The sequence below is a fragment of the Polaromonas sp. genome, from assembly GCF_030682935.1.
Classification (GTDB): Bacteria; Pseudomonadota; Gammaproteobacteria; order Burkholderiales; family Burkholderiaceae_C; genus Polaromonas.
Window position 1 is genome coordinate 1 of sequence record NZ_JAUXNA010000160.1, and the last position, 4,365, is coordinate 4,365.

The 4,365-nt window shown below is 65.8% G+C and carries 5 protein-coding genes; 4 read left to right on the forward strand and 1 reads right to left on the reverse strand.

The genetic code is table 11. From position 1 onward, the window contains the following. Positions 1-913: fumarylacetoacetate hydrolase family protein (locus Q8K05_RS07585; RefSeq protein ID WP_305245921.1), on the reverse strand; the 913-nt coding region annotated here is incomplete at its 3' end. A gap of 115 nt (positions 914-1,028) precedes the next feature. Here Q8K05_RS07585 and Q8K05_RS07590 point away from each other — a divergent pair. The 4 genes from Q8K05_RS07590 to Q8K05_RS07605 are packed head-to-tail and all read left to right on the forward strand — an operon-like array spanning position 1,029 to position 4,220. After that, the gene (locus tag Q8K05_RS07590; RefSeq protein ID WP_370868798.1) at positions 1,029-1,883 is read left to right on the forward strand and encodes an IclR family transcriptional regulator; all 855 of its coding nucleotides are present in this window, start codon (positions 1,029-1,031) and stop codon (positions 1,881-1,883) included. Continuing rightward, entirely contained in the window at positions 1,880-2,989 is a 1,110-nt protein-coding gene (locus Q8K05_RS07595; RefSeq protein ID WP_305245923.1) for a DUF3108 domain-containing protein, read from the forward strand. Before Q8K05_RS07590 ends, Q8K05_RS07595 begins: the two co-directional genes overlap by 4 nt. Before the next feature lie 59 nt (positions 2,990-3,048). Beyond that, positions 3,049-3,330 carry a DUF3567 domain-containing protein gene (locus Q8K05_RS07600; RefSeq protein ID WP_305245925.1) on the forward strand — a complete coding sequence of 94 codons (282 nt, stop codon included), beginning with the start codon at positions 3,049-3,051 and terminating at the stop codon, positions 3,328-3,330. 23 nt (positions 3,331-3,353) lie between these two features. Beyond that, a complete protein-coding gene (locus Q8K05_RS07605) occupies positions 3,354-4,220 on the forward strand; it encodes a ChaN family lipoprotein (protein ID WP_305245927.1) in 867 nt (288 codons plus the stop codon). Positions 4,221-4,365: the final 145 nt, after the last annotated feature.

Below are 4,365 nucleotides of genomic sequence, written 5' to 3' on the forward strand. Positions count from 1 at the left end.
TGCGAATGGTGTCGCCGTACTTCATGAATGCGGTTTTGGGCTTGCCGTCTTCAATGGTTTCAATCGCGCGCTTTTCGGCAATGCAGCTGTAGCCATGGCTCCAGTCCTTGTTGCTCACGGTGCCCGAGCCGACAATGCTGCCGGCGCGCACGTTGCGGGTCTTGCAGATATGCGCGATCAGCTGGCCAAAGTGAAAAGTCATCTCAGGCCCGGCCTCGCACATGCCGACCTTGCGGCCGTTCCAGGTGCTTTGCAGCGTCAGGTGCAAGCGCCCCTGGTCCCAGGCATCGCCGACTTCGTCGAGCGTGACGGCGACCGGGCTGAAGGCCGTGGCCGGTTTGCTCTGGAAAAAGCCGAACCCCTTGGCCAGTTCATCGGGAATCAGGTTGCGCAACGACACGTCGTTGGCCAGCATCAGCAGGCGTATGCCTTCCAGCGCCTGCGCCGGGCTCGCGCCCATGGGCACGTCGCCGGTGATCACGGCGACTTCGGCCTCAAAGTCGATGCCAAACGCTTCGCTGGCCACCACGATGTCGTCGCAAGGGCCCAAGAAATCGTCACTGCCGCCCTGGTACATCAGGGGGTCGCCGTAAAAGCTGGCCGGCACTTCGGCATGGCGCGCCTTGCGCACCAGCTCCACATGGTTGATGAAGGCCGAACCGTCGGCCCACTGGTAGGCGCGCGGCAGCGGGGCCATGCAACGGGCCGGCTCAAACGGAAAGGCATGGCGCGCCTTGCCGCTGTTGAGCGTGTCGTACAGGTCCTGCAGTTGCGGCGACATGAAGTTCCAGTCGTCCAGCACCTGCTGCAGTTTGCCGGCGATGCCCGTCGCATAATGCGCAAGCGAGAGATCGCGCGAAACCACCACGAGTTGGCCGTCGCGCGAGGCGTCTTTGTAGGTGGCGAGTTTCATCAAGTTCCTGATTGAGTGGCTGAACGGTGTTGTTTCGGTTTTACACCAGGGTCAAGGCGTTACGATAAGTGAAATCGATTCACCTAAATGTAATTCCAAATTCTAGTTCAAGGCCATGAACCCACCCTCAGCTTCCCCCGCCGTGCCGCCTGGCAGCCTGCCGTCCCCGCGCGCGGGCATCCAGTCGGTCGAGGTCGGCTTCAGTCTGCTCGATGTGCTGGCCGCAGCATCCGCCCCGCTGATGCTGCGCGACCTGGCCTTTGCTGCGGGCATGAGCGCGGCCAAGGCGCACCGCTATTTGGTCAGCTTTCAGCGGCTGGCGCTGGTCACGCAGGACGCCGCCAGCACCCGCTACGACCTCGGCCCGGCCGCCCTCAGGTTGGGGCTCGCGGCGCTGTCCAGGCTGGACAGCGTGAAACTGGCGCGGCAACGGCTGCCGGCCCTGATGACGCAAATGGGCCAGACGCTGGCGCTGGCCGTGTGGGGCAACCAGGGGCCGACCCTTGTTCACTGGGAGGAGTCGCCCCAGCCCGTCACCGTCAACCTGCGCCTGGGTGACGTGATGCCGCTGCTGTCATCGGCCACGGGCCTGTGCTTTGCCGCCTTCATGTCGCAACATCATTGCGCACTGAACCATGCGCCCCAAAGCCGGCTGGCCCGGCTGCTCAAGGACGAACTGGCCCGCAACCGCAAGCTGGCCAGAGGCGATGTGCCCTCCGACATGGCCGACGTGACGGCGCGGCTGGACGACGTGCGCCAGCGCGGCATGGCGCGCGTCGTCGATACCCTGCTGCCCGGCGTGGCCGGGTTTTGCGCGCCGGTGTTTGACGCCGATGGCCATCTGGCGCTGGGCATGGTGGCGCTGGGTTCGCTGGCCACCTTTGACGCGGCCTGGGACGGTGCGGTAGCCCGGCCGCTGGCGGAGGCGGCCCGGCAACTTTCCGGCGATCTGGGATTCAAACCCGTATGAGCCGCTTGCCAGCACCGCAGACGCCGCACAGCGCTCCGCCTTGGGGCGTGCTGGGCCTGCTGCTGGCGGGGGTGCTGGCAGCCCACGCACTGGTGCTGAAGACCTCGCCGACCCGTTTCGGGCCGGCGTTGGCCCCCGAGGCACAGCGCACCTCCGCTTTTGTGACGCGCCGCATTGACATGCCGCCGCCGGTGGCCGCGCCGCCCGTCCAGCCGGCAGCCAAGGCCGCCAACAAGCCATCTCTTAAGAAAAATAAGACTCAAGCCCAATATCCACGGGAACAGGCAGCTACTGAATTTATAGCGCCGCCAGACCCGGAGCCGGTATCCACCGAGGAAGCCCGCCTGCCTGACCACGCCACCGAAACAGCCGCTGCCGAACCTGAGACTGGCACCGCCGCCGCAGCGCCGGCCGCCAGCGCCCCAAGCGCGCCGCCAGCCGGCCCCAGCCAGACCCCGGTGACGGCCATGGCCTTGCCCGCAAGCGCCCGGCTGGACTACCAAATGAACGGCAGCGCCAAGGGACTGAACTACCACGCCAACGCGGAATTGGTCTGGCACAACACGGGCAGCAGCTACGACGCCCGCATGACCATCAGCGCGCTGTTTCTGGGCTCGCGCAGCCTGAGCAGCCAGGGTCAGCTGGGCCCTGACGGCCTGGCGCCCCAGCGCTTTTCCGACAAGTCCAGAAGCGAAGTGGCGGCGCATTTCGAGCCCGACAAGGGCCAGATCAGCTTCAGCGCCAACACGCCCACCCTCCCCTGGGTCCAGGGCGCACAAGACCGGGTCAGCGTGTTCCTGCAGCTGGGCGGCATGCTGGCGGGCCAGCCCGACAGCTTTGCGCCGGGCGCCAGCATTTCGCTGTACACCGTGGGCCCGCGCGACGCGGACACCTGGACTTTTCTGGTGGAGGCCGAGGCGCAGCTCGAACTGCCCATGGGAACCATGCGCACCCTCAAGCTCACGCGCCAGCCGCGCCGCGAGTACGACCAGAAGGTTGAAATCTGGTTTGCACCCGCGCTGGGCTACCTGCCGGTGCGCAGCAAAATCACCCAGCACAACGGCGACTTCATTGACCAGCAGCTCCGCGCCGTCAGCCCACCCTGAGGCGCCTGGCACTTGAACTTGGCGCCATCGTTGCCATCTAATCGAAAAGGATATCCGCCATGCAAATGCTTTACGAATCAGACACTTTTTCAGTCCTCCAGATCCACGCCAACGCGCCCGAAGAATCCGCACCCGCCCCCAGCGTTCCCGAACTGGCCCGCCACGGCTTTGAAATTGTGGACAAACGCTCCAACAAAGAGGTGTACCTGGACGGTTCGTGGGCAGAAATGTTCCAGCAGCGCCTGAGCGCCTGGGCGCAGAACACGCCCACGCAGGAAGAGGTTGAAGACACACTGGAGGGCTATAGCGGCCTGGCCCACACGCCGGTCTCGCTGCACTGAGCACGCCGCGTTAATATTCGCGGATGCCTCAACCCTCTTCGCCACGCGCCCTGGTCCTTCTGCTCTGTGTCGTAGCGGCGACGTTGATGGGCGGCTGCGCCAGCCGCCCCGAAGCCCCCATCCTCGAGCAACCCAGCGGCAGTGCTGCCGCAGCCAGCGCCGTGGCCGCCAGGCTCGATGCGCTGCTGCCTGCCGATGTGCTGCTCATTGGCGAACAACACGACGCCGCGGAACACCAGCAGATCGGGCAGCAGGTGATTGCAGTTCTGGCGGCCCGGGGCCTGCTGGCTGCAGTGGCCCTTGAAATGGCCGATGCGGGGGTCAGCACGGCCACGCTCAAACCCGGCGCAAGCGAAGCGCAGACCCGCCGCGCGCTGAAGTGGAACGACAAGGGCTGGCCGTGGCAGGCCTATGGGCCCGCCGTGATGACAGCCGTGCGCGCCGGCGTGCCTGTGCTGGGCGCCAACCTGCCGCGCGCCCGCATGCAAGACAGCATGTCCGACGGCAAGCTCGACGTTCAGTTGCCGGGCCCCGCCCTCAAGGCGCAGCAGCAGCTGATTCGCGCCGGCCATTGCAACTTGCTGCCCGAGAGCCAGGTCACGCCCATGACGCGCATCCAGATTGCCAAAGACATGTCCCTGGCCGACAGCGTCCAGCAGGCGGCGCTGCCCGGCAAGGTGGTGGTGTTGCTGGCAGGCAGCGGCCATGTGGACCGCAGGCTGGGCGTGCCGCAGCACCTGCCGGCAGACCTCCAGACCAGGGCCGTTCGCCTGCGCGCGGGCGAAGGCGCGGACAGCGACAAGGCGGAGGCGTTTGACGCCGTCTGGCCCACGCCCGCCGTGCCAGAGACCGACTACTGCGCCGGACTGAAGGCGCGGTTAGCGCCCTGAAACCCGCTGCGGCTTGGCACTTTAATCTTCGAAGTAAAAGTGACTGCAGCCCAGCCATTTCGGCTTAACCATGCTATTTAATTGATAGCTTTTTTGGCTTTTCGGGGTTGGGCTGGCCGGTCTCGCCCGGCGGGCGAGGCACTTT